We start from the raw sequence: 23,986 nt of genomic DNA, 5'->3' as shown, positions 1-23,986 counted from the left end.
GCGGCTCGCTGACGGCTATTCGCCGACGGGCGCTCCCTGTTGCGCGGATCACATTCCCGCTTCGAACACCGTGACCCGGTTGCGGCCGAGATGCTTCGCGCGGTAAAGCGCGAGATCGGCACGGTGGATCGCCCGCTCCAGCGTGTCGGTGGCGCCCTCCAGTCCGGCGATGCCGATGCTGACGGTCAGGCGGAATGTGCCGTCCGGCGCCTCGATCGGCATGCGGGCCAGATGGCGGCGGACCCGCTCGGCCACCACCCGGCTCTCATCCGCGGTCGCACCGGGCAGAACCACCACGAACTCCTCTCCGCCCAGCCGGCCGAGAATGTCGTATTCCCTCAGGATCGCCTGGCAGCCCGCCGCCACCATCCGCAGCGCATCGTCGCCGGTGGCATGGCCGAAGGTGTCGTTGATGCGTTTGAAGTGATCGACGTCGAGGACGAAGACGGACAGCGGCTCGTGGAAGCGGTGGGCGCGGGCGAGCTGGGAGCGCGCCATCTCCATGAAGGACCGCCGATTGTAGATGCCGGTCAGCGGATCGCGCGACGCCATGTCGCGCAACGCCTCCTCCATGCTGCGGCGTTCGGTATAATCGTAGATCCAGGCCAGATTGACCGCCACACCCTGGATCACCGCCTGATTCACCGTGAACAGCGTCCAGAATGGCGATCCATCCGCCCGCTTGAACTGGACCTCCATGTTCGTGACACCGCCGCCGCCGCGCAACCGCTCCAGCACGCGATGATGCTGGTTGCTGTCCAGGTAATAGTCACGGGCGCGGCTGCCGATCAGCTTCTCGCGCGGCAGACCGATCAGCTCGGAAAAGCGCGTGTTGACGAAGATGATCCGGCCGTCATCGCGGCGGGACACCGAAACGCCGACGGGGCTCTGTTCGAGGATCGCCTCCAGCCGCTCCTCGTTCGGACGCGACTCGGTCAGCTGATGGATGGCGCCGACGATGCCCGCCGGCTTGCCGGTCTCGTCGCGGAAGGCGGTCTTGGTCAGGTTCAGCAGCCGCATCGCCCCTTCGGCGGTGCAGATCGGCGCTTCGTACTGGACGCTGCCGTCGCGCTCCATCAACTCGCGGTCGCGGCCGACATGTTCCCTGGCGATCTCCGGAACGCTGATCGCGAAGCTGTTCCGCCGCAGCATCTCGTCGGGACCGATGCCGGTCAGGCGGGCGAAGGCCCGGTTGACCGCGACATAGTGTCCAGCGGCATCCTTGACGAACAACGGCACCGGCGACGCCTCCAGCAGGGCATCGACCACCGGCATTTCATGACGCGCCATGACGGCCTCCACGGAGCCGCCGGCGTGACCGTTCCCGGCATCGGTATCATCCGGGTCGGGAGCTTGACGATGGACCGACCCGACGTCGGTCACCGTCAGCAGTTGCAGCATACCGTCTTCAAGGTCCGACCGCGTTTCCCATGGCGTCCGCGCCACCGTCACCCAACGGCTGGAGCCATCGTTGCGCAACAGGCGGCAAGCCCGCGCCGGACCATCCGCCGTCTTGCCTTCACCGCACACATCAAGCGCGAACTCGCAGAGACTCCGCCCCGGCAAATCGTCGGTGGCGCAACCGAGCAGGGCATACATTGCCGGATTGGCATAGTGGATGATCCCCGATGCCGTAGCGACACACACACCGACCGGCAGACGGTCGAACGCCGGAAATGCGGAATCGCTCACGTCATGCACACCACAGCCCGGGATCATGGCCACGCCGACGGGAGCCGGCGGGGCGGAAAGTGTTCCATGGAATTTTATGTCCCCGCAACACCGGCAATTTCCGACAAGGTCGAAGCAAGACAGCCATGGTTCTAGAAAGGGTTGAGTGTATAAGATTTTTGACGATTGTTCAAGAAGCGGACCTTTTGTCCGGTTGCATCCTCCAGGCGCCGGGATGCTCCAACGCGATGGCCAGGCGCCGCCATGCCTCGTCAGTCCCCGGCAACCCGAACCGCAGCCAGTCCGGCCGCTGTTCGAACCGGCGCACCAGGATCCCGGCCTCGCCCAGGGCTTGATGGAGCGCGGGCGCCCGCGCATCCTCGACCAGGCGGAACAGGTCGGTGCCGCCGCACACCCGCAGCCCGGCCCCGGCCAGCAGACGGTCCAGATCCGCCGCCGCGACCGCCAGCCGGCGGCGCATCGCCCCGATCCAGCCATCATCACCCAGTGCCGCCGTCGCGATGGACAGTCCAGGCCCTGAAACCGCCCAGGGTCCGATGGCCTCCCGCAACGCCACCGCCAACCCGGCCGGCGCCAACGCGATGCCGAGACGAAGCCCGGCCAGACCGAAGAATTTGCCGAAGGAGCGCAGGATGACCAATCCCGGACGGCCGGCATGGGCGGCGACGCTGTCCTCCGGCCGCATGTCGGCGAACGCCTCGTCGACCACCAGCCAGCCGTCCCGCGCCGCCTGGCTCTCGGCGAGCGTCAGCAACAGCTCGGCGGGCAGCAGCCGGCCATCGGGATTGTTCGGGTTGACGACGACCAGCACGTCCGCCGCCGCATCCACCTCCGCCGCCAGCCGGACATCATGGCCGGACAGCGCCCAGCAACGGGCATGCTCGGCATAGGTCGGCCCGAGAACGGCGACGCGGCCGGGCGCCCGCAAACGTGGCAGCAACTGGATCAGCGCCTGCGATCCCGATGCGGCGGCGACCAGATCGGCCGAGGGCGCCCCGTAACACGCAGCGGCGGCCCGGCGCAGGGCCAGCTCCTCTCCCCGACCGGGCAGGCGGTTCCAGGCGTCCTGGGAGACCGGCGGCAAGGGATAGGACCAGGGGTTGATCCCGGTGGACAGGTCGATCCACGGTTCCGGGGCGCAGGGGAAGGCCACCCGGGCGCCGTCCAGATCGCCGCCATGCGGAATGGATCGGCCGGTCTCCCGCCCCTCGTCCAGTCCCCGCCCCTGCCCCGTCTTCCGCAACTCCGTCACGCGCGGCTTGGTCGCCGGGCTGTCTTCGGCCATGATCGCGCCTCGTCCTTTCCACCATCGCGCGGCCGGCAGGCCGTCCCATCGCCTGGAACGCTCCATCCGTGCCGCCGCATCCCTTCCTGCTCGCCGCCGCCCTCATCATCGAGGCGCTGGCGGGATATCCGGACCCACTCTATACCCGCATCCGCCACCCGGTGGTGTGGATCGGCGCGCTTATCGCCCGGCTCGATGGCGCACTCAACCATGAGACGGACGGGTTCGGCCAGCGCAAGGCGTTCGGCGTGCTGGCGGTGCTGGTGCTTTTGCTGACGGTGGGCGGGATCGCCACGGCGGTGGCCTCGGCCTGCCGGCTGCTGCCCTTCGGCTGGCTGATCGAGGCCGCCTTGGCGTCCACCCTGCTGGCCCAGCGCAGCCTGCACGACCATGTGGCGGCGGTGGCGAAGGGCTTCCGCAGCGGCGGGCTGGAGGGCGCCCGCAAGGCGGTGTCGATGATCGTCGGCCGGAACCCGGCGACGCTCGACGAACCCGCCGTCGCCCGCGCCGCCATCGAAAGCCTGGCCGAGAATTTTTCGGACGGGGTGGTCGCCCCCGCCTTCTGGCTGCTGGTCGGCGGGCTGCCCGGTCTGGCGCTTTACAAGGCGATCAACACGGCGGACAGCATGATCGGTCACCGCACCCCACGGCACGAGGCCTTCGGCTGGGCGGCGGCGCGGCTGGATGATCTGGTCAACCTGCCGGGATCGCGCCTGACCGCCCTGCTGCTGGTGGCGGCGGCCTGGATGACGGGCGGGGCCGACGCCCGGCAGGCCTGGGCGTCGGTCCGGCAGGACGCCCACCGCCACCGCTCCCCCAATGCCGGCTGGCCGGAGGCGGCGATGGCCGGCGCGCTGGATCTTCGGCTGGGCGGGCCGCGGGTCTATGGAAAGACGCGCATCGAGGATGTCTGGCTTGGCGCCGGCCGCACCGCGGCCACCCCGGACGACATCGGCCGGGCGCTGGCTCTCTACCGGCGCTCCTGCGTCCTGCTGATCGCCGGAGCTCTGCTCCTGGCGGTGCTGGGCTGAGCGCGCCCTCCGCCATTCATCGCTTGGCGCCACGTCCCATCATGATGGAAAGGCGCCGGCCGACGCGGCGCCCGATGCCGCGCAGTCCATGGACCAGACGACTGGCGGCGCGAACCGGGGGGGTCTCCTTCACCCAGGCGAGCCAGGCCGTCACCCGCGCGTAGCCCCAGGCGAACCAGCCGATGCTCAGCAGCTTGGGCTTGGCGACATGGAACAGCCGTTCCACCAGGGTGATCTTGATCAGCTCCGCCCCGGCGATCACGGCGGCGCCGGCCAGCGGGCGGCCGGTGGCGAACAGCCAGGCGCCGACCGGTTTCGCCGGCTCCAGCAGGGCCAGCGGTACCAGGAGGAGGATCAGCGACGGGTACGGCCCCAGTCCCGCCACCCACCGGCCGATCCGGGCGAACAGCGGCAGCCCGGCGACGCGGCGGACCAGAGGCCGCACCACCCAATAGGCCAGCGCGTCCAGAAGGAAGTAGCCGACGGCGAGACCAGTGGCCACCGGACGCAACAGACGCGACAGGAGCCGCGTCGGCGACCCCCGCCGATCGGGGGAGGGGGAAGCGTTCCGGTTCCCGGATGAGGGAGAGCTGTTCATTGGAAATAGTCCGACCTACGGCCTAGGTCCCTGTCTACCACGAAGGCGAGCCTTTCGTCCGGGGGAAGGGGCTGGCACCTTCACCCAAATTGTCCCTGTACATACGCCGACCGCCTCCGCTCCTTCACAAGCGTTCCCACACAACAGCAAAACCCACCGTGCCTGGCCATTACGACCCCCTTCTTGTCGCGCTATCCTATGTCGTCGCCGTGTTCGGCGGTTACGTGGCGCTGGATCTCGCCCATCACGCCCGTGGCGGCGGCGGCATGGCCTTCGGATCCGGCCGGCCCGCCAGCGGCCGGAGCGCTGACCGCCGAAACGGAGACCGGAGCGACAACAAGCGGCTGGCCAGCGCGGCTCTTGCCCTGGGGGCCGGAATATGGTCGATGCATTTCATTGGAATGCTGGCCTATCGCAGCGACATGCCCATCGGATACGATGCCGGCCTGACCGCCCTGTCCTTCCTTCTGGCCGTCGCCGTTTCCGGCGCCGGGCTGTTCGCGGTGGCCCGTAACCGGCCACGCCGCTTCACATTGACCATCGCGGGAACCCTGACCGGGCTCGGCATCGTTAGCATGCATTATGTGGGAATGGCGGGCATGCGCATGGACATGGAACTGTCCTATGACATCGGCCTGGTCGCCGCATCGGTCGCCATCGCCATCATCGCCTCGGTCGTGGCCTTGTGGCTGGCCTTCCGGACCCGGCGGCCGTTGCAGCGCGCCGCCGGCGCCGTGCTGCTCGGGCTGGGCGTGGTGACCATGCATTACACCGGCATGGCCGCGGCCGGGATGGAGCCGGTGACGCAGTTGGGCGCGCTGACCTTCGATGGCGCCAACGCCGATCGGGTCATGCCGGCCTCCGGTTCCAGCCACGGCATCGCCCTGTCCTCCTCCCTGCTGGCGATCATGACGGGGGCGGGGGCGCTGCTTCTGCTGTCGCTGGCGATGCTGTCGTCGCTGCTCGACCGTCGGCAGCAGGCCGAACAATCGGCGGAGCAGGAGGCGCGCTATCGCGCCATCGTCGACACGGCGGTCGATCCCATCGTCCTGATCAACGACCATGGGATCGTCGAATCCTTCAACCATGCCGCGGAGAAGACCTTCGGCTACCGGGCGGACGAGGTGATCGGACGCAATGTCAGCATGCTGATGCCGGAGCCTTACCGCGGCGCCCATGACGGCTATCTCGACCGCTACCACCGGACGGGGGAGCGGCGGATCGTCGGGATCGGCCGTGAGGTGGAGGGGCTGCGCAAGGACGGCTCCACCTTCCCGCTCGACCTGTCGGTCGGCGAATGGCATGTCGGCAAGCGGCGCATGTATACCGGCATCATGCGCGACATCACCGCCCGCAAGGCGGCGGAGGAAGCGATCCTGCGCGCCCGCGACGAGGCGGAGGCGGCGCGGATCGAAGCCTTGCAGGCCCGCGACGACGCCCTGCGCGCCGATCGGGCCAAAACCAAATTTCTCGCCGCCGCCAGCCACGACCTGCGCCAGCCGCTGCAATCGCTGTTCTTCTTCGCCCACGCCTTATCCGACAAGCTGGAGAACCATCCGACCGCCCCGCTGCTGGCCAGCATGACCGACTCGCTGAACGGCCTGCGGGTGATGCTGGACAGCCTGCTGGACGTCTCGCGGCTGGATGCCGGCGTGGTGAAACCCAGCGTCACCGACTTCGCGCTCGGCCCCCTGCTCGACCGGCTGGCGGAGGAATACCGCAACCGGGCGGCCGAATCGGGTCTGGCGCTGCGCCATGTCGCGACCTCCGCCTGGACCCGCAGCGATCCCGCCCTGCTGGAGCGCATCCTGCGCAACCTGATCGAGAACGCCATCCGCTACACCGAGCGCGGCGATATCCTGGTCGGCTGCCTGCATCGGGCGGACGGGCTGCGGCTGGCCGTGCTGGACCAGGGCATCGGCATTCCCGCCGACAAGACGCAGGACATCTTCCTGGAGTTCACCCAGCTCGCCAATCCGGAACGCGACCGGCGCAAGGGCCTCGGCCTCGGCCTCGCCATCGTCCGGCGGCTGGCCCGCCTGCTGGAGCATGGGGTGACCGTGCGCTCGACCCCCGGCCGGGGCAGCGGCTTCTTCCTCGACCTGCCGGTGGCGGTGCCGCGCCCGGTCCCGAAGCCGGCGCGCTGCCCGGCCGAGCTGCCGGACACCAAGGGGCTGATCGTGGTCGTCGACGACGACACCATCATCCTGCTCAGCATGCGGGCGATGCTGGAGGAATGGGGATACGAGGTGGTCGCCGCGGTATCGGCCGACGAGGCGATCGCCTCCTTGCTGAATCTCGGCCGCCAGCCGGCGATGATCGTCGCCGATTATCGCCTGCGCGAAGGCCGGACGGGGGTGGAGGCGATCCGCGACATCTACGGCGTCTGTGGCGTGCGCGTCCCGGCCGTGGTGCTGACCGGCGACACCGACCCCGCCCGCATCGCCGAGGTGCAGCGCAGCGGCCACCGCCTGGTCCACAAGCCGGTTTCCGCCCCGATGCTGCGCGAGATTCTGAACACGGCGGCATAGCGGGACGGGAAAAGGCGGATTTCCTCCGCTCCGGCCTTTGGCGGGGGCATGAAAAAGCGTCCGTCTCCCCCGACGCGCCCCTGGACGGGCCGGCGGCTGGAAGACTAGCATCCGCCACCCGAACGAGCCCCCGGCGGCCCCCGCCCGTCGCCGCCCCCCTTTCTGTCCACGGATCGTGATGTTGCGCCGTTCCCTGATCCGCGCCGGCGAGACCTGCGCCTTCCATCTCCGCGCCGCCCTGGCGCGTGCGCTGTCCCGCCCGCTGCCCCCCGCTCCCCCATCCGCCGCCCCGCCCTATCCGGGCCATCCGGGCGCGGCTTATCCGGGAGCCGCCTATCCGCAGCAGCAGCCCCAGCAGCCCCATCCCTACCCGCCCCCGCAGGTTCCGCCCCATGCGTCCCCGCCGCAGGGACTGCTCCGGAGTCCAGGTTTCCGTTTGCCGCGCCTCCGTCCGCCGCGCGGGCGCTGGGGCAAGGTCGCGGCCGCCGCCGGCGCGCTGGTGCTGCTTCCCCCGGTGGCGCTGTTCGGCGCCTATCTGTGGATGCGGGCGCAGCAGCCGCAGACCAGCGGCAGCATCGCCATTCCGGGCGGCGGCGCCCCGGCGGAGGTCATCCGCGACAAGCAGGGCGTGGTCCACATCTTCGCCGCGACCGAACGCGACGCCTATCGCGCGCTGGGCTACGCCCATGCCCAGGACCGGCTGTGGCAGATGGAGACGATGCGCCGGGCCGGCGCCGGCCGGCTGGCCGAGCTGATCGGCACCAAATACGGCGACTTCGCCCTGCGCACCGACCGGCTGATGCGCACGCTGGGCATCCGACGCGCGGCCGAGGCGATGGCCGCCACCCTGTCGCCGGAGGCCCGCGCCGCCTTCGACGCCTATGCCGAGGGCGTCAACGCCTATCTCGCCACGCGTTCGGAGGCGTTGCCGATCGAATTCCAGCTGCTGCGCCACACGCCGGAACCCTGGACCATCGCCGACAGCCTGGTCTGGGCCAAGCTGATGGCGCTGCAACTGTCCGCCAACTACCGTGACGAACTGTTCCGCTCCCGCCTGCTGGAGCGGCTGTCGCCGCAACAGGTCGACGACCTGTTCCCGCCCGACGTCCCCGGCTCCCCGGCGACGCTGTCGAGCGACCTGCGCAGCATGGATCTGCGGGATACGGTGCGCCGTACCCTGGCGGCCCTGCCGCAGATGGGCTTCGACACCGCGTCCAACGAATGGGTCCTGTCGGGTGGACGCACCACCACCGGCAAGCCGATCCTCGCCAACGACCCGCATCTGGGGCTGGAGGCGCCGATCCTCTGGTATCTCGCCCGCATCGTGACGCCCGGCTTCACCGTCACCGGCGCCACCGTGCCGGGCGTGCCGCTGACCATCCTCGGGCACAATGGCAAGGTCGCCTGGGGCTTCACCACCACCCACAGCGACACCCAGGATCTGTTCGTCGAAAAGCCGGATCCGCGGGACCCGACCCGCTACCAGACCCCCGACGGCAGCAAGCCCTTCGAGACCCGTGCCGAGACCATCGCCGTCGCCGGGGAGCCCTCGCAGACGCTGACGGTGCGCGGCACCCGGCACGGCCCGGTCATCTCCGACCTCGACGCCGCGCCGGCCGCCGGAAACGCCGCCGGTAACACCAATGGGAACGCCGCCGCGCCGGTGCTGGCGCTCTCCTTCCCCGGCCTGTCGGATGACGACACCAGCGCCGAGGCGCTCTATCGCCTGAACCATGCCGGCTCGGCGGAGGAGGTGCGCGACGCGCTGCGCCTGCATGTCGCCCCGCAGCAGAACATCGTCTATGCCGACGGGACGGGAGAGATCGGCTTCATCAGTGCCGGCCGGGTGCCGATCCGCCGCAAGGGGGACGGGCGCGTGCCGGCGCCGGGATGGACCGGCGAGTATGACTGGACCGGATTCCTGCCCTATTACGCCCTGCCGCAGGCGGTGAACCCGCCGTCCGGGCAGTTCGTCAACGCCAACAACGCGGTGGTCGGGCGCGACTATCCCTATCGCCTCGCCACCGAATGGCCGGATCCGTCCCGCGCCAAGCGCATCGTCGAGATGCTGGGAACCGGGCGCCATTCGGTCGAGGATGTCGCGCGCCAGCAGATGGACATCGTCTCCCTGCCCGCCCGCGACTTCCTGCCGGAATTGCTGAAATACCCGACGCCGCCCGGCCTCGCCAGCGATGCGGCGGCGCTGCTGCGCGGCTGGGACGGCCGGATGGACCGCAACCGGCCGGAACCGCTGATCTTCGACATGTGGCTGCGCGAGCTGGTGCGCGCCGTTTTCGCCGACGAGCTGGGTCCCGACTTCGCCTCCTATTGGGAGCTGCGGCCGGACGCCCTGCGCCATGTCCTGAACGAGCGGCCGGACTGGTGCGACGACATCACCACGCCGCAGAAGGAAAGCTGCGCCGACATGGTCGGGCGATCGCTGGAAACGGCGGTCAAGATGCTGGCGGAGCGCCACGGCTCCAACCCGAAGAGCTGGCGTTGGGGCGACGACCACAAGGTCGCGCTGGTCCATCGAATGTTGAGCCGCCTGCCGCTGATCGGCGGCAGGGCCGACCTGTCGGTCGAAACGGACGGCGACTTCTTCACCGTCAACCGCGGATCGACCACGCTGCGCGACCCGGAGAACCCGTTCCGCCATGTCCAGGGCGCCGGATTCCGCGCCGTCTATGATCTGGCCGACCTGGACAATTCCCGCTTCGTCATCGCCACCGGCCAGTCCGGCAACATCTGGTCCCGCCATTGGGGCGATCTGGTGGAGATGTGGCGAGACGGCGGTTCGTTGCGTCTGGCCGGTGACCGTGGCAGGTTGGTCTCGGCAGGGGCGGAGGTGCTGACACTCACACCACGCGACACCGGGACGAATACCAAATGACCATAACTCTGGAGGACGTGCGCGCCGCGGCGGCGCGCATCGCGGGGCATCTGCCCCGAACGCCCACGGTTCCGGCGCCCCGCCTTGGGGACATGGCGGGATGCCGGCTGCATGTGAAGCTGGAGAATTTGCACGCCACCAGTTCCTTCAAGGAGCGCGGCGCGCTGAACAAGCTGCTGTCGCTGGGCGAGGCGGAGCGGCGCGCCGGCGTCATCGCCATGTCGGCGGGAAACCACGCCCAGGCGGTGGCCTGCCATGCCACCCGGCTCGGCATCCGCTCGACCATCGTCATGCCGGCCTTCACGCCCTTCACCAAGGTGGAGCGGACGGAAAATCTCGGCGCCACCGTCGAACTGCATGGCGAGACGCTGAGCGAGGCCGCCGCCTTCGCCCATGATCTGGCGGCGCGCGACGGGCTGACCTTCGTCCATCCCTATGACGACCCGCTGGTCGCCGCCGGCCAGGGCACCGCGGCGCTGGAGCTGCTGGAGGATGTGCCCGATCTCGACCTTCTGGTGATTCCCATCGGCGGCGGCGGGCTGATCGCCGGCATGGCGACGGCGGCCAAGGTGCTGCGGCCGGAGCTGGAGATCATCGGGGTACAGTGCAGCCTCTATCCGGCGGTGCGTCAGGCGCTGGCCGGGCGGCCGATCACCTGCGGCGGCGCGACGGTGGCGGAAGGCATCGCGGTGAAGGCGCCCGGCGCCCTGACCCTGCCGATCATCCGCGACCTTGTCGACGATGTCGTCGAGGTGGGGGAGGCCCGGCTGGAGGAGGCGATCTACCGCCTCGCCACCGTGCAGAAGCAGGTGGCCGAGGGGGCCGGGGCCGCTTCGCTCGCCGCCGTGCTGGAGGATCCGGAGCGTTATCGCGGCCGCAAGGTCGGCATCCTGCTGTCGGGCGGAAACATCGATTCCCGCATCATGGCCCAGGTGCTGATGCGCGGTCTGGTCCATGAGGGGCGGATCGTCCGCCTTCGCATCGGCATCACCGATGCCCCCGGCGCCTTGGCCCGCGTCACCCGCCTGCTGGGCGAGGCCGGCGCCAACATCGTCGAGGTCCACCACCAGCGCCTGTTCCACAATGTGCCGGTGAAGATGGCGGAGGTCGACGTGGTTCTCGAAACCCGCAACCAGACCCATGTCGAAACGCTGATCGCCCGGATGAAGGACGCCGGCTATCCGACCAGCCTGATGGTGGAGGTGGGGTAAACCCCCACCTCTCAGATGCTGTAATTGTCGGCGATCTCCAGCCGCAGCTGCTCCACCTGATCGCGGAACACCGCCCCGTCCCGGCCGGCGCTGTTGGGCACGTCGCGCACCACGCGGGCCGGGCTGCCGCCCAGCACGATGATGCGGTCGGCCAGATGCACCGCCTCCTCCAGGTCATGGGTGACGAACAGCACGGTCTTGCCGGTCTCCTGGTGGATGCGGCGAAGCTCGTCCTGCAAATTGTGGCGGGTGATGGCGTCGAGCGCGCCGAAGGGCTCGTCCATCAGCAGGATGTCCGGGTCCACCGCCATGGCGCGGGCGATGCCGATGCGCTGGCGCTGGCCCCCCGACAGCTCATAGGGCCAGCGGCGGGCATAGCCGTCGAGCCGGACCAGCTTCAGCGCCGCCTCCGCCCGGCGGCGGCGCTCGTCGCGGCCGACCGGCAGTCCCTCCAGCCCGAACTCGACGTTGCGGATCACCCGGCGCCAGGGCAGCAGGCGGGAATCCTGGAACACCAGCCCGACCGGGCGATGGCCGGGGCGCTGGTCCTGATGGATGGTGACGCCGCCGCTGCGGGCATCGTGCAGGCCGGCGACGACGCGCAGCAAAGTCGACTTGCCGACGCCGGACGGGCCGACGATGGCGACGAAGCTGCCGCGCTCGATCGACAGGGTGACGTCGACCAGGACCGGCGGCGCCTCGCTGCCATAGCCGATCGACACGCCCTCCAGATCGATGACCGAGCCGTTCGACGTTTGGGAGAGGCTCACCGCTGCCATGACAGCACCCGCGACTGGACTTGCATGAACAGGAAATCCGACACGCCATAGAGCAGCGCGATGGTGACCATGTAGAGCACGACGATGTGCGTCGCCAGCAGGCCGGACGCCTCCATCATCCGCATGCCGAGGCCGGAGATGCCGAACAGCTCGGCGGCGACCACCGTCATCCAGCCCTGTCCCAGCCCGGCGCGCAGGCCCGACAGGATGCCCGGCAGGGCGCCCGGCAGGATGATCTTGAACAGGCGCGGGACCAGCCCACCCTGGCCGAAGGCGTAACCCAGCTCGATCAGGTCCTTGTCGACGCCGCGCACGGCGGCGTAGCTGGCGTAATAGTTGATCCAGAACACCGTCAGCGCGATCAGGAAGGACGCGGCCCCCTCGCTGACGCCGAACCAGATGATGGCGAAGGGGATCCAGGCGATGGCCGGGATCGGGCGCAGCATGCGCACGACCCAGGCCTGGAAGGCGTCCCATTTGATCCACAGCGCCGCCGCCGTGCCGAAGGACACGCCGAGGAAGGTGCCGAGCGACAGCCCGACCAGGTAATGCGACAGGCTGGCCAGCACCATGGCTTGCCAGGTGCCGCTGTTGAACTCGGTAAAGAAGGCGGCGGGCACGGCGCTCGGCGACGGCAGCAGCCGGGCCGGCACCACGCCGCTGCGCGCCACCGCCTCCCACGCCAGCAGGAAGACGACGACGCCCAGCGCCGACAGGGCGATCTTGTGAGTGGTCTTCATCGGCTTGTCGATGTCCCCGGGCCCGGCCGCGTCACTTGGCGGCGGCGTCGTAGAAGCTGAAATCGAAGGCCTCGGCCACCGGAACGGTCTCGCTGGCCGAGCCGATCTCCTTGGTGTAGGCCATCATCCGCTCGACCGCCGGGACGACCTTGTGCGGATCGGCGACGAACTTCGACCCCGGCCCCTTGAAGGCGGCCTCCAGGGTCGCCGGCTCCATCAGGCCCTTTCCCAGATAATTGTTCACGATCTTGGCCGAGCCGGCCGGATCCTGGGCGATCAGCTCGACCGCGCGGATATGGGCCTTGACCAGCGCCTTGATGGCCTCGGGATTCTTCTTCAGCACCTCGGCGCGGGCGGCGACGACGGTGCCGGGCTGGTCGGGGAACATCTGGGCGCCGGTGGCGAGCAGGGCGACGTTCGGGTCCATCTGCTGGGTGACGGTCACCGTCGGCTCGCGGATGGTGGCGGCGTCGAGCGCGCCGGCCAGCAGGGCCTGCTGCGTCTTCTCGATCCCCATCGGCACCAGCTCGACGTCGGCGGGATCGACCTTCACCACCTTGAACAGCCAGTGCTTCAGCACCGTGTCGGGGACGGAGCCCGGCGGCTGGGTGCCGATCTTGGCCTTGCGGCCGGTATCGGCGGCGAATTTCCTGAAGGACTCCGCGGTCGGGGTGGTGCCCACCGCCTTGGCGAAGGGACCACGCGCCGCCACCACCATCTCCTCGACCGCCGAATTGGCGATGACCGAGATGTCGACGCCCTTGGTGCGGGCGACCAGAACCGGAGCGACGCCGGCATAGAGCAGGTCGATCTGGCCGGCGGCCATCGCCTGGATGGCGTGCGGGCCGGACTCGAAGCGGGTCAGCTTCAGCGTGATGCCGGCGTCCTTGGCCCAGCCCTGCCCGTCGATGATGAACAGCGGCGACGCCGCCAGGATCGGAATGTAACCGATCTCCAGCTTCACCGGATCGGCGGCCTGCGCGGCGCCGGGCATGACGGTCATCGTCGAAGCGGCGGCCGACACAAGGGCGACCAGGGCGGCAAGGGTGGAGCGACGGGTCAGGCGGAGCATCGGATCATCCTCGACTGGGGTTCCGACGCTATTTAGCACGGTTGCGCGAATGGAGAAGAGAGATTTTCACATAACAGGGAAAGTGATTTCAATATTTAACAATATAATATAGTTATTAATGGCTGGGGTCGCGGAAAACGGCGGCCGCCGGTGCATCCTCAGACCTCCGCAAGCAGGTAGAGCGAAACGCCGCACAGCGAAACGCCCACCATCAGGATCGCCACCGCGATGCGAGTCCACAACGCAAGCTGCGAATCGAACGGATCGGAGAGATCGTCGTCATTCATGGCCGGTCTTCCGTCTTTTGGCGGTAAGGAGCGGGATGAAGCCGCCCCTCTCGGTGACGATCAGAGGTAACGGCCCCGTGTTGCGCCTGTGTGTCCCGCGGACGCCGCTGTGTAACGGTTGGTAACAGCGCCCGTGATCGATGACCGGGCCGAACGCCAGTGCACCGTTACAGCCCCTCGACCACGATCATCTTGAAATCGGCCGCATCGCGCCGGGCCTCGCGCGCCTTGCGATACTGAGGGCTGTCGTAGAAGGCCTTGGCGGTGGCCATGTCCGGGAATTCGAGGATGACGATGCGGTTGGGCTGCCAGTCGCCCTCCAGCGCCGCCGTCTCGCCACCCCGGCTGAGAAAGCGTCCGCCATTGCTGGCGACAGCATCGGGGGTCAGCGACTTGTAGACCTCATAGGCGACCGGGTCGGTCACCCGCACGTCGGCGATGATGTAGGCGGCCATGCTTGCGCATCCTCTCTCGTCGGTCCGGCCCAAAAGAAACGAGCGCGGGGAGCTTGGCCCCCGCGCCCGATCCGGTCAACCACAGATGGAAAACCGCAGATGGAAAGCCAGAGATGGCTTTGCGTTACGCTTCCATCGCCTTGACGACCTCTTCGGTGACCTTCTTGGCGTCGCCGAACAGCATCATGGTGTTGGGACGGAAGAACAGCTCGTTCTCGACGCCGGCATAGCCGGCGGCCATGCCGCGCTTGATGAAGAACACCGTCTTGGCCTTCTCCACGTCGAGGATCGGCATGCCATAGATCGGGCTGGCCGGATCGGTCTTGGCCGCCGGGTTGGTCACGTCGTTGGCGCCGATGACGAAGGCCACATCCGCCGTGCCGAAGTCGCGGTTGATGTCCTCCAGTTCGAACACCTCGTCGTAAGGCACGTTGGCTTCGGCCAGCAGCACGTTCATGTGACCGGGCATGCGGCCCGCCACCGGATGGATGGCGTATTTCACGTCCACACCCTCATGCTTGAGCACATCGGCCATCTCGCGCAGGGCGTGCTGGGCCTGGGCCACCGCCATGCCGTAACCGGGGACGATGATCACCGACTGGGCGTTCTTCATGATGTAGGCGGCATCCTCGGCCGAGCCGGCCTTGACCGAGCCCTGCGGCCCCTTGGCCGGACCGCCGGCGGCGGCGGCCTCGCCACCGAAGCCGCCGAGGATGACGTTGAAGATCGAGCGGTTCATGCCCTTGCACATGATGTAGGACAGGATCGCACCCGAGGACCCGACCAGCGCGCCGGTGATGATCAGCAGATTATTCTGCAACGTGAAGCCGATGCCGCAGGCCGCCCAGCCCGAATAGCTGTTCAGCATCGAGATGACGACCGGCATGTCGGCGCCGCCGATCGGCAGGATCAGCAGGAAGCCGAGCGCCAGCGCCACCAGGACGATCAGCCACATGGCGGCGGTCGAGTTGGACTGCACCAGCCAGATGATCAGGAGGATGGTCAGCACGCCGAGCGCCGCGTTGAGCGGATGCTGCATCGGGAAGACCAGCGGCTTGCCGGTGACCAGGCCCTGGAGCTTGGCGAAGGCGACGATGGAGCCGGTGAAGGTGATGGCGCCGACCGCCGTGCCCAGCGCCATCTCGACCAGCGAGCCCTTGGCGATGGCGCCGGGCAGGCCGATGCCGTAGGCCTCCGGCGAGTAGAAGGCGGCGAGCGCCACGAAGACGGCGGCCAGACCGACCAGCGAGTGGAAGGCGGCGACCAGCTGGGGCAGCGCCGTCATCTCGATCTTCTTGGCGACGACATAGCCGATGGCGCCGCCGATGGCGATGCCGAGCACGATCATCCAATAGGACTGGACGATGGGAGAGGCCAGCGTGGTCAGGATGGCGATGGTCATGCCGACCATGCCGTAGATGTTGCCCTGGCGCGAGGTCTCCGGGCTGGACAGCCCGCGCAGCGCCATGATGAAGCAGACGGAGGCGACGAGATAGAGAAGGGCCGACACGGTTTCCATGGTCTTACTTGCCCTTCTTCTTGAACATGGAGAGCATGCGCTGGGTCACCAGGAAGCCGCCGAAGATGTTGACGGAGGCCAGGATGACGGCGAGGAAGCCCAGGAGCTTGGAGAAGCCGAACCCGGCCGGGCCGGCGGCGACCAGGGCGCCGACGATGATCACCGACGACACCGCGTTGGTGACGGCCATCAGCGGCGAATGCAGGGCCGGGGTCACGCGCCAGACGACGTAATAGCCCACGAAGCAGGCGAGCACGAGCACCGTCAGGCCGGTGACGAAGAAGCTGCCATGGCCGCCGGCGGCTTCGGCCGCGGGCTGCGCCGCATGGGCGACCTGGGCGGCAAGCTGGTCGGCCTGCTGGCCGAGCGCCACGAGATTCGCCTTCAGCTCGGCGATACGGGCGGACAGTTGGGTCTGATCCATTGCGATAAGTCTCCTCGGGCGCCCGGTCAGCCGGTGAAGGCGGGATGGACGACGGCGCCGTCGCGGGTCAGCGCGATGGCCTTGACGATCTCGTCGTCCCAATTGACGGCGACACCGGTCTCTTTCCCGTGCAGCGACGTCAGCAGCGCCAGCAGGTTCTTGGCGTACAAGAGCGAGGCGCTCTCGGCGATGCGGCTGGCGTAGTTGGCATGGCCGACGATCTTCACGCCGTTGGCCGTGGTCACCACCTCGTCCAGCTTGGCGCCCTCGACGTTGCCGCCCTGCTCCACCGCCAGATCGACGATGACCGAGCCCGGCTTCATCGACGCCACATGCTCCGCCGTCACCAGGATCGGCGCCTTGCGGCCGGGGATCAGCGCCGTGGTGACGACGATGTCCTGCTTCTTGATGTGCTCGGCCACCAGCGCCGCCTGCTGGCGCTTGTAGTCGTCGGACATCTCCTTGGCGTAGCCGCCGGCGGTTTCCGCCTGCTTGAACTCGTCATTCTCGACGGCGACGAAGCTGCCGCCCAGCGACTGCACCTGCTCCTTCACCGCCGGGCGCACGTCGGTGGCCGAGACGATGGCGCCGAGGCGCTTGGCGGTGGCGATCGCCTGGAGACCGGCGACGCCGACGCCCATGATGAAGGCCCTCGCCGGCGGCACGGTGCCGGCGGCGGTCATCATCATCGGGAAGGCGCGGCCATACTCGCCGGCCGCATCGACGACGGCCTTGTAGCCTGCGAGGTTGGCCTGGGAGGACAGCACGTCCATGACCTGGGCGCGGGTGATGCGCGGCATGAACTCCATGGCGAAGGCGTTCACGCCGGCATCGGCGTAGGCCTTCACATGGTCGCGGCTGTTGTAAGGGTTGAGGATGGCGAACAGCAAGGCACCCTTGCGGATCAGCGCCAGCTCGTCCACGCCACCTTCCGCGGCGATCAATGGCCGCTGCACCTTCAGCACGATGTCGGCATCGGCGAGTGCCGCCGCGGCGTCGGCGGCGATGACGGCCCCCGCCGCCTCATAGGCCGCGTCGGGAAGGCTGGAGCCGAGACCGGCCCCGCTCTCCACAACCACGTCCAGTCCCAAACCCTTCAGTTTCTTCACCGTTTCCGGTGAGGCGGCCACGCGAAGCTCGCCCGCACGTCGCTCCTTTGGAATGGCGACTTTCATTATGTAAAACTCCCCTGCCTCAAATTCGCCGATCCCGGCATCCCCCATGGGTTATCGGCACAGACGACGCGCATACATGCCGGATCTATGTGACTTTGTGAAGCCGAACCCATCGATGGTAATACCAGCCTACAGGGTGCACCGCAACAAAGGGAATGGCCAGGTTGGTCCATCGTATGATTGTTTCATGAAAAAAGACAAATCGGCCACAAGCCGTTCAAATCCCGCGATGGTCCCGCTTGGACAAACGGATGCCGCGACGCGTTGACGCAGCCGGATCTCTGCCGTGCATTCCCGCGTCGCATCGTCGGCTTGCCATTCCCGCCGCCCGCCGATATTGTCCCGCCCCGTTCCCGAACACCCCCATCGTTTGAGGTTTTGCCATGTCCGACGTCGGCGGCATCGCGGCGGATCGCCTGAAGTCCTTTGTCGAGCGCATCGAGCGTCTCGAAGAGGAGAAGCGCGGTCTGCAGGAAGACATCAAGGAGGTCTACGCCGAGGCGAAGGGCACCGGTTTCGATACCAAGATCATCCGGCAGATCATCCGCCTGCGGAAGATGGACAAGGCCGACCGCCAGGAACAGGAAGCCATCCTGGAACTCTACAAGGAAGCGCTGGGCATGGTGGAGTGACGGGGTTTCCCCCACCACTCCCCATAGCATCGGACTTGCGAAGCGGCGGCCCCTCAGGCCGCCGCTTCGCGTTCCGGCGCAGCCCCCGCCCGCCCGGCCAGCCTCTCCATGACATTGGCGATCAGCGCCAGCCCGTGACCACCCTGCGCACCGCCCTCCAGCGTCAGGATCGATTCGGGATGGAACTGCACCGCCGCCAGCGGAAGGGTCCGGTGTTCGATCGCCATCACCGTCCCCTCCTCGGTCTCCGCCGTGACCCGCAGTTCCGGCGGCAGGCTGTCGCGCCGCGCCACCAGCGAATGATAGCGGCCGGCCCGCATCCCTTGCGGCACCCCGTCGAACAATCCGCTGCTCTGGTGCCGCAGGGCCGACGCCTTGCCATGCACCGGCTGCGGCAATCGCTCCAGCTCCGCACCGAAATGCTCGGCCATGCCCTGCAACCCCAGACAGACGCCGAACACCGGCACACCCAGATCCATCGCCGCCTGGACGCTGCCGCCGACGTCGAAATCGGCCGGTCTCCCCGGTCCCGGCGACAGCACCAGCAGATCGGGCGGATCGCTGCGCAGGGCTTCGCGCGCCAGGCTGTGGCGTAAGGTCGTCACACTGGCGCCGGTCTGGCGGAAATAATCGGCCAGCGTGTGGACGAAGCTGTCGTCATGGTCGACCAGCAGCACCCGCCGCCCCTCCCCGCTCCGCCGGATGGCGGCGGGGACGATGGCGAGGTGCGGCCCCCCGGCCCTGCCACGCACCGCGTCGAGGAAAGCGGACGCCTTCAGCCGGCATTCGGCGTCCTCGGCATCCGGATCGCTGTCTGACAGCAGGGTGGCGCCGGCGCGAACGAAGGCGACGCCGTCCTTCATGCGGATGGTGCGCAGCGTCAGCCCGGTGTCCATCCCGCCGTCGAAGCCGATGCGGCCGAAGGCCCCGCCATACCAGCGGCGCGGCGAGCGTTCGCTGTCCTCGAGAAACTGCATGGCCCAGCGCTTCGGCGCGCCGGTCACCGTCACCGCCCAGCTGTGGGTCAGGAAGGCGTCCAGCGCGTCGAATCCGTCGCGCAGCCGCCCCTCCACATGGTCGACGGTGTGGATCAGGCGGGAATACAGCTCGATCATCCGCCGGCCGATGACGCGGACGGAACCGGGCTCGCACACCCGCGCCTTGTCGTTGCGGTCGACGTCGGTGCACATGGTCAGCTCCGCCGCATCCTTGGCCGAGGTCAGCAGGGTCAGGATCCGCGAGGCGTCGGCCAGCGCATCGGCCCCGCGTGCGACGGTGCCGGAGATCGGACAGGTCTCCACCCGCCGCCCGCCGACGCGCACATACATCTCCGGACTGGCGGCGACCAGGAACTCGCCGTCGCCCAGGTTGATCAGCGCCTCGTAGGGCGCCGGGTTGGCGAGACGCAGGCGGCGGAAGACGGTGGCGGGGCTGTCGGCGCACGGTTCGGCGAAGGTCTGGCCGGGCACCACCTCGAACAGGTCGCCCCGGTCGAACGCCTCCTTCGCCGCCCGCACCACCCGCTGATACTCGCCGGGGGCATGATCGCACCCGGCCGCCGCGTTGGTATCGGGCCGGTAGGGATGGCTCCGCCCGCCGCCGGAGACGGTCGCGGTCGAAACGCCATCCACCACGAACTCATAGGCGAAGCGGCGCGCCACACCGGCGGCATGGTCGACCGCCAGAAGCCGGTCGGGCAGATACAGCACCAGATCACGCTGGTCGTCCGGACGGTCCAGCCGACGGCGGATCGGCTCGAACTGGAAGGCGAGATCATAGCCGAAGGCGCCATAAAGGCCGAGGAACGGGTCGTCCGGGCAGGCGAACAGCGCCATCAGCGCCCGCAACACGCTGAAGACCGAAGGCTGGCGGCTGCGCTCCTCCTCGGCGAAGGGGCCGGCGGGGAGGCGCGCCAGGGCGGTGACGCGACCGGCGGCGACCTCCAACCCGACAAGCGCCTCATGCCCGTCCAGCGCCGCGGCGACCGCGGGCAGCAGGAGCCGGCCGCGCGGGTTCAGCGCATCGATGCGCACGCCGCGGCCGCGGGCGGTGACCGACAGCGGCGGATCGACGAAGCCCAGCGCCTGACGGCGATAACGGCCGGGCGCCTCGACCCCGCCGGACAGCAGCAGGCCGCGCCGCTCGTCCAGGGCGGTGACCAGCGCCTCGACCGACTCGGCCGGGACCACCGGCTCGGCGGTGCGGCGCACAGCCAGCCCACCGCCGGTCATGGCGATCAGCGGATCGAGGAAGGCGGGATCGGCAAGGAACAGATGGGAGGGGATCATGGCGGCGGTGCTCCGGTTCAGGCGTCTTGTCTGTGACGCCACCCGGTGCTTCCGCCTGCCTGTCCGTTCTTCCGCTGGACGACCCGCTGGTCGGGTCAGGAAAAAGGGCCGCTCCGGATGCACCGGGCGGCCCTTGTCTTCTCAATCCACGCTCACGCGCGTCGCCGGGCCGGCCCGTTGGAGACGGGCCACCACCAATGCCGCGACAGGAGGAGCAAGGAGATGTTCATGGATGCAACCGCAACACAGAGGCAGGCCGGCTGTCAAGCGCCTTCCTGTGAAGCTCCGTCCAGAGAGGGGGCGACGGCGTAGCTGCTGAGGTCCTCCTTGTGGCGCTCGTCGGACGGCAGGCGGCCCTTGACCAGGAAGCTGATGTTCTCCGCCACGTTGGTGGCGTGGTCGCCGATGCGCTCGACCGACTTGGCGGCGAACAGCAGATGGGTGCAGCCGGTGATCTGCGCCGGCGACTCCATCATGTAGGTCAGGAACTCACGGAACAGCGCGGTATAGGCGGCGTCGACCTCCCCGTCACGATCACGGACGGCGGTGGCAAGGTCAGCGTCCTGACCGGTGTAGGCGCGGCGCATGTCGCCGATCATCGCCTGCACCATCCGGCCCAGACGGACCAGGGAGGCGGCCGGCGGCGCCACCGGCAGGGTGGCCAGCGTGACCGCCCGCTTGGCGACCGACCCGGCGAAATCACCCATCCGTTCCAGGTTGGAGGCGATCTTCAGGGCGGCGACGATTTCGCGCAGGTCCTTCGCCATCGGCTGGCGCAAGGCCAGCAGGCGGATGGTCATCGCCTCCACCTCCATCTCCAGCCGGTCGATCTCGGCGTCGCCCTTCAGTACGTCGCCCGCGATGTCGGCGTCGGGACCTGCCAGCGAGTCGAGCGCCAGCCCGACCTGCCGTTCGACCAGCTCGCCCATCCGGTCGATCGCGGTGCGCAGGGCGGCCAGTTCGGTGTCGAAAGCCGCAATCGTATGTGCACCAGACATGATCCCCAACTCCTTGTTGTGACAGGCGATGCGGCGCCGGTCGTTATCCCAGATAGGGCTTTGCGCCGCACCTGCCAAGCCGCCTTCGATACTGAATGCGGTCTTAACCTTTGGCATAGATTATTTCATGACACTGGTCTATCGATGGACCACGCAACCGCACAGACCGGACAGGATCGATGACACCGCACGAGTTGGTTGCCGTGCTGGAAAAGCATGAGCGCTGGCTGAAGAACAAGTCGGGCGGCTCGCGCGCCAACCTGACCATGGCGAACATGGAAGGCTCGAACCTGTCCGGCGTCAATCTGGCGCAAGGCAAGCTGTCGGGCGCCAACCTGTCCCATTGCGACCTGTCCAACGCCAATCTCAGCACCGCCGACCTGTTCGCCGCCCATCTGACCAAGGCGGATCTGTCCGGCTGCAACCTGTATCGCGCCGACCTGCGCGGCGCCCACATGCGCGGCGCCAAGATGAAACGCGCCATCCTGAAGGAGGCCGACCTGCGCGGCGGCGCCCTGCTGTATGGCGGACCGGTCGGCGGCAAGGGCGGCAAGGGGTTGGATTTCGTCCGCTCCGACCTGTCGGGCACCGATTTCGACGATGCCTCGCTGAACAACGCCAACCTGTCGGGCGCCGACCTGACCGATGTGTCGATGAACGGCGCCGATTGCGAGGGCGCGCTGCTGACCGGCGCCACCTTGATGCGCGCCAGCATGAAGAGCTGCAACCTCGCCCGCGCCGACCTGCGCGGCAGCAACCTGTCCGGCGTGAACCTGCAAGGGGCGGTGCTGCGCGACGCCAACCTGACCGGCGCGATGCTGGCCGGGGCGAACCTGCGCAACGCCGACCTTCAGGGAGCGAAGCTGGAAGGGGCCGATCTGGCCGGGGCCGACACCACCGGCGCCAACCTGGCGCGGTCGGCCGACAATTTCTCCGTCCAGATCCAGCAGGCCCTGCACAGCCATTACACCTGGATCAACACCAACGGCACGATGGGCGCGCGCGCCGATCTGACCGGCGCCGATCTCACCCACATCGACCTGTCGGGCGTGAACCTGTCCGGCGCCAACCTGAAGCGGGCCAATCTCAGCGGCGCCAAGATGCGCGAGGCGCTGCTGATCATGTGCGACATCTCCGAAGCGGTTCTGGTCGGAGCCGATTTCACCGCCGCGATCCTGGACGGCGCCAATCTGCGCGGCGCCAACATGGACGGGGTGCGGCTGGATGGGGCCGGAGTCGGCTGGGTCGACATAAAGGGGCCGGACGGCCAGCCGACCGGACGGCTGTGGGCGGCCAACCTGACCGGCGCCCGGCTCACCGGCAGCTCCTGCGTCCGCACCAACCTGCGCGGCGCCAACCTGTCCGGCTGCGACTTCAGCAACGCCAACCTGACCGGTGCGATCCTGAGCGACGCCAACATCCGCGACGCGAAATTCACCGACGCCAACCTGACCGGCGCCAGCCTTCCCCCGCCGCCTGATCCGGATGACTGATCCGGATGACCGGTCCGCCAGGGGAAAGGCGGGGAGATGATGGTGGCGCGGTGAAACGCCGCTCCTAGTCCTCGTCTTCCCCGCGCATGGCGGCTTCCTCCCGCATGGCGGCGCAGGCGGCATTGAGGTTGGCACCGACGCGACGCAACACGTTCAAAGTCAACTCCAGCTCCTCCGACGCGATGCCTTCGAGGGCGACCCCGGAGATCTCGGACGCGCTGGGCATCATCGTATCGCGCAGCGCGCGGCCCTTCTCCGTCAGGAAGACGTTCATCTTGCGGCGGTCGTGGCTGTTGCGCACACGCTGAACCAGTTCCTGGGCCTCCATCACGTTGACGGCGGTGACGGTCGTCGGCTCCATCATGCCGACGCGGTGGCTCAGTTCCCGCTGCGTCAGGCCATCCTCCTGCCACAGGGCGCGCAGGAAGAACCATTGCCCCATGCTGACCCCGGACCTCGCGATGCGCATCTGCAATGCGCGGGCGAAGGCACGGTTCACGTCCCGAACGACGAACGCTAAAGCACCATCGGCCGAACCCGCCGCGTCCTCCGACTCGCCGGGGGGTTCCGGCTCCCACCCCTTGACAGACGCCTCCATACCGACAATCTCTCTACCGTCGTTCCCGTACCAACAAACCACGCCCACCAACGGCCTTGCGTGTCATCACGCGCCTTTCACGGCGAACGTGAGGGTCGCATCCCCGTCGGTTCTCCCTGCCGGTATGGGCCGATCTGGCACCACCACCTTGACACGAGCGGGCATTGCTGCCTCAGCCAATCATAACGTGTTGCGTGCAAAGCGCAAATCAATTGCGCGCTCCTTGGCCGCGGGCATGCAATGATATGTCGGTCGCGAGCTCCCGAATTGGCCATCTCTCAAACA

The 23,986-nt window shown here is 68.4% G+C and carries 20 protein-coding genes; 6 read left to right on the top strand and 14 right to left on the bottom strand.

Features of this window, described 5'->3' with window-relative positions:
- Positions 1-48: 48 nt before the first annotated feature.
- Together AZL_RS07130 and cobD are read right to left on the bottom strand one after the other, a co-directional pair.
- Positions 49-1,692: a diguanylate cyclase gene (locus tag AZL_RS07130; RefSeq protein ID WP_247894311.1), complete on the bottom strand. Its 1,644-nt coding sequence runs from the start codon at positions 1,690-1,692 to the stop codon at positions 49-51.
- 169 nt (positions 1,693-1,861) lie between these two features.
- Positions 1,862-2,977 carry a threonine-phosphate decarboxylase CobD gene (gene cobD, locus AZL_RS07125; protein WP_086935346.1) on the bottom strand — a complete coding sequence of 372 codons (1,116 nt, stop codon included), beginning with the start codon at positions 2,975-2,977 and terminating at the stop codon, positions 1,862-1,864.
- Between the two features lie 68 nt (positions 2,978-3,045).
- Between cobD and cbiB the strand changes: the two genes are divergently transcribed.
- Positions 3,046-4,008 carry an adenosylcobinamide-phosphate synthase CbiB gene (gene cbiB / locus AZL_RS07120; RefSeq protein ID WP_012973963.1) on the top strand — a complete coding sequence of 321 codons (963 nt, stop codon included), beginning with the start codon at positions 3,046-3,048 and terminating at the stop codon, positions 4,006-4,008.
- Positions 4,009-4,024: 16 nt separating this feature from the next.
- Here the strand turns inward: cbiB and AZL_RS07115 are convergent, their stop codons facing one another.
- A complete protein-coding gene (locus AZL_RS07115) occupies positions 4,025-4,510 on the bottom strand; it encodes a hypothetical protein (protein ID WP_247894310.1) in 486 nt (161 codons plus the stop codon).
- A 254-nt stretch (positions 4,511-4,764) separates the two neighbouring features.
- Between AZL_RS07115 and AZL_RS07110 the strand changes: the two genes are divergently transcribed.
- The 3 genes from AZL_RS07110 (at position 4,765) to AZL_RS07100 (ending at position 11,241) form a co-directional block, all read left to right on the top strand.
- Positions 4,765-7,137: a hybrid sensor histidine kinase/response regulator gene (locus AZL_RS07110; protein WP_012973961.1), complete on the top strand. Its 2,373-nt coding sequence runs from the start codon at positions 4,765-4,767 to the stop codon at positions 7,135-7,137.
- A 178-nt stretch (positions 7,138-7,315) separates the two neighbouring features.
- On the top strand, positions 7,316-10,030 hold the full coding sequence (locus tag AZL_RS07105; RefSeq protein ID WP_052293640.1) for a penicillin acylase family protein: 2,715 nt from the start codon (positions 7,316-7,318) through the stop codon (positions 10,028-10,030).
- Positions 10,027-11,241, top strand: coding sequence for a threonine ammonia-lyase (locus AZL_RS07100; protein WP_012973959.1), 1,215 nt, complete (start codon positions 10,027-10,029; stop codon positions 11,239-11,241). The genes AZL_RS07105 and AZL_RS07100 overlap by 4 nt, the downstream gene beginning before the upstream one ends.
- 11 nt (positions 11,242-11,252) lie before the next feature.
- Here the strand turns inward: AZL_RS07100 and AZL_RS07095 are convergent, their stop codons facing one another.
- The 8 genes from AZL_RS07095 to AZL_RS07065 all read right to left on the bottom strand — a co-directional run bounded on the left by AZL_RS07095 (position 11,253) and on the right by AZL_RS07065 (position 17,692).
- Positions 11,253-12,020: an ABC transporter ATP-binding protein gene (locus AZL_RS07095; RefSeq protein WP_012973958.1), complete on the bottom strand. Its 768-nt coding sequence runs from the start codon at positions 12,018-12,020 to the stop codon at positions 11,253-11,255.
- Positions 12,008-12,760, bottom strand: coding sequence for an ABC transporter permease (locus tag AZL_RS07090; RefSeq protein WP_012973957.1), 753 nt, complete (start codon positions 12,758-12,760; stop codon positions 12,008-12,010). The genes AZL_RS07095 and AZL_RS07090 overlap by 13 nt, the downstream gene beginning before the upstream one ends.
- A 31-nt stretch (positions 12,761-12,791) precedes the next feature.
- The gene (locus AZL_RS07085; protein ID WP_042442727.1) at positions 12,792-13,832 is read right to left on the bottom strand and encodes an ABC transporter substrate-binding protein; all 1,041 of its coding nucleotides are present in this window, start codon (positions 13,830-13,832) and stop codon (positions 12,792-12,794) included.
- 158 nt (positions 13,833-13,990) lie between these two features.
- Positions 13,991-14,119 (bottom strand): hypothetical protein, encoded by a 129-nt coding sequence (locus AZL_RS37390; protein WP_256373231.1) that lies wholly within the window; start codon positions 14,117-14,119, stop codon positions 13,991-13,993.
- Positions 14,120-14,286: 167 nt separating this feature from the next.
- Positions 14,287-14,574, bottom strand: coding sequence for a DUF1330 domain-containing protein (locus AZL_RS07080; RefSeq protein WP_012973955.1), 288 nt, complete (start codon positions 14,572-14,574; stop codon positions 14,287-14,289).
- Between the two features lie 124 nt (positions 14,575-14,698).
- Positions 14,699-16,093 (bottom strand): NAD(P)(+) transhydrogenase (Re/Si-specific) subunit beta, encoded by a 1,395-nt coding sequence (locus AZL_RS07075; RefSeq protein WP_012973954.1) that lies wholly within the window; start codon positions 16,091-16,093, stop codon positions 14,699-14,701.
- A 4-nt stretch (positions 16,094-16,097) separates the two neighbouring features.
- Positions 16,098-16,517: an NAD(P) transhydrogenase subunit alpha gene (locus AZL_RS07070; protein WP_012973953.1), complete on the bottom strand. Its 420-nt coding sequence runs from the start codon at positions 16,515-16,517 to the stop codon at positions 16,098-16,100.
- Between the two features lie 26 nt (positions 16,518-16,543).
- Entirely contained in the window at positions 16,544-17,692 is a 1,149-nt protein-coding gene (locus AZL_RS07065; protein WP_012973952.1) for a Re/Si-specific NAD(P)(+) transhydrogenase subunit alpha, read from the bottom strand.
- Positions 17,693-18,075: 383 nt separating this feature from the next.
- On the opposite strand from AZL_RS07065, the gene AZL_RS07060 reads away from it, so the two are divergent.
- Complete coding sequence (locus tag AZL_RS07060; protein WP_012973951.1) at positions 18,076-18,324, top strand: DUF2312 domain-containing protein; 249 nt, start codon at positions 18,076-18,078, stop codon at positions 18,322-18,324.
- A gap of 53 nt (positions 18,325-18,377) precedes the next feature.
- Here the strand turns inward: AZL_RS07060 and AZL_RS07055 are convergent, their stop codons facing one another.
- Positions 18,378-20,612: an anthranilate synthase gene (locus AZL_RS07055; RefSeq protein WP_012973950.1), complete on the bottom strand. Its 2,235-nt coding sequence runs from the start codon at positions 20,610-20,612 to the stop codon at positions 18,378-18,380.
- Positions 20,613-20,875: 263 nt separating this feature from the next.
- Positions 20,876-21,610: a phosphate signaling complex protein PhoU gene (gene phoU, locus AZL_RS07050; RefSeq protein ID WP_012973949.1), complete on the bottom strand. Its 735-nt coding sequence runs from the start codon at positions 21,608-21,610 to the stop codon at positions 20,876-20,878.
- 179 nt (positions 21,611-21,789) lie between these two features.
- On the opposite strand from phoU, the gene AZL_RS07045 reads away from it, so the two are divergent.
- Positions 21,790-23,103, top strand: a complete 1,314-nt coding sequence (locus AZL_RS07045) for a pentapeptide repeat-containing protein (protein WP_012973948.1) — start codon at positions 21,790-21,792, stop codon at positions 23,101-23,103.
- 64 nt (positions 23,104-23,167) lie between these two features.
- Here the strand turns inward: AZL_RS07045 and AZL_RS07040 are convergent, their stop codons facing one another.
- Positions 23,168-23,701: a MarR family winged helix-turn-helix transcriptional regulator gene (locus AZL_RS07040; protein WP_042442724.1), complete on the bottom strand. Its 534-nt coding sequence runs from the start codon at positions 23,699-23,701 to the stop codon at positions 23,168-23,170.
- Positions 23,702-23,986 lie beyond the last annotated feature (285 nt).

It is taken from the genome of Azospirillum sp. B510 (assembly GCF_000010725.1).
GTDB lineage: Bacteria > Pseudomonadota > Alphaproteobacteria > Azospirillales > Azospirillaceae > Azospirillum > Azospirillum lipoferum_B.
Note: the sequence above shows the minus strand (reverse complement) of the source record. Positions and strands in the feature narration are given on the sequence as shown.

Coding starts and splice junctions, on each gene's coding strand:
- AZL_RS07065 (WP_012973952.1), bottom strand. CDS start 17,692: ATGAAAGTCGCCATTCCAAAGGAGCGACGTGCGGGCGAGCTTCGCGTG.
- AZL_RS07040 (WP_042442724.1), bottom strand. CDS start 23,701: ATGGAGGCGTCTGTCAAGGGGTGGGAGCCGGAACCCCCCGGCGAGTCG.
- AZL_RS07100 (WP_012973959.1), top strand. CDS start 10,027: ATGACCATAACTCTGGAGGACGTGCGCGCCGCGGCGGCGCGCATCGCG.
- AZL_RS07060 (WP_012973951.1), top strand. CDS start 18,076: ATGTCCGACGTCGGCGGCATCGCGGCGGATCGCCTGAAGTCCTTTGTC.
- phoU (WP_012973949.1), bottom strand. CDS start 21,610: ATGTCTGGTGCACATACGATTGCGGCTTTCGACACCGAACTGGCCGCC.
- AZL_RS07090 (WP_012973957.1), bottom strand. CDS start 12,760: ATGAAGACCACTCACAAGATCGCCCTGTCGGCGCTGGGCGTCGTCGTC.
- AZL_RS07085 (WP_042442727.1), bottom strand. CDS start 13,832: ATGCTCCGCCTGACCCGTCGCTCCACCCTTGCCGCCCTGGTCGCCCTT.
- AZL_RS37390 (WP_256373231.1), bottom strand. CDS start 14,119: ATGAATGACGACGATCTCTCCGATCCGTTCGATTCGCAGCTTGCGTTG.
- AZL_RS07070 (WP_012973953.1), bottom strand. CDS start 16,517: ATGGATCAGACCCAACTGTCCGCCCGTATCGCCGAGCTGAAGGCGAAT.
- AZL_RS07105 (WP_052293640.1), top strand. CDS start 7,316: ATGTTGCGCCGTTCCCTGATCCGCGCCGGCGAGACCTGCGCCTTCCAT.
- AZL_RS07045 (WP_012973948.1), top strand. CDS start 21,790: ATGACACCGCACGAGTTGGTTGCCGTGCTGGAAAAGCATGAGCGCTGG.
- AZL_RS07055 (WP_012973950.1), bottom strand. CDS start 20,612: ATGATCCCCTCCCATCTGTTCCTTGCCGATCCCGCCTTCCTCGATCCG.
- AZL_RS07095 (WP_012973958.1), bottom strand. CDS start 12,020: ATGGCAGCGGTGAGCCTCTCCCAAACGTCGAACGGCTCGGTCATCGAT.
- AZL_RS07080 (WP_012973955.1), bottom strand. CDS start 14,574: ATGGCCGCCTACATCATCGCCGACGTGCGGGTGACCGACCCGGTCGCC.
- cobD (WP_086935346.1), bottom strand. CDS start 2,977: ATGGCCGAAGACAGCCCGGCGACCAAGCCGCGCGTGACGGAGTTGCGG.
- AZL_RS07075 (WP_012973954.1), bottom strand. CDS start 16,093: ATGGAAACCGTGTCGGCCCTTCTCTATCTCGTCGCCTCCGTCTGCTTC.